Origin of the sequence: Arthrobacter sp. 260 (genome assembly GCF_013116745.1) — a bacterium.
GTDB lineage: Bacteria > Actinomycetota > Actinomycetes > Actinomycetales > Micrococcaceae > Arthrobacter_D.
Map to the genome: position 1 here is coordinate 1 of NZ_JABFOE010000172.1, position 212 is coordinate 212.

Below are 212 nucleotides of genomic sequence, written 5' to 3' on the forward strand. Positions count from 1 at the left end.
GTTCGGAGGTTTATAATTTTCATCATGCTTTGCAAGCACATTAGTCGCTATAAATTGTGAAGAAGATATCAAACGACCTTCGACGACCGCTCCCTTCCCTTCAGCAAATAAATCAGGCAATATTACTTTATAAAATAATTTTATCATCTTTTTATCATCTTTAAGATAAAAAGAAATCGCATCATCATTAATCACTACTTTCTCAACAACCC

The 212-nt window shown here is 33.0% G+C and carries 1 protein-coding gene; it reads right to left on the minus strand.

Annotation, left to right across the window (positions count from 1 at the left end; all coding sequences use genetic code 11):
* On the minus strand, positions 1-195 hold a 195-nt coding region (locus tag HMI57_RS18740), incomplete at its 3' end, for a cytochrome c maturation protein CcmE (RefSeq protein ID WP_346655276.1).
* Positions 196-212: the final 17 nt, after the last annotated feature.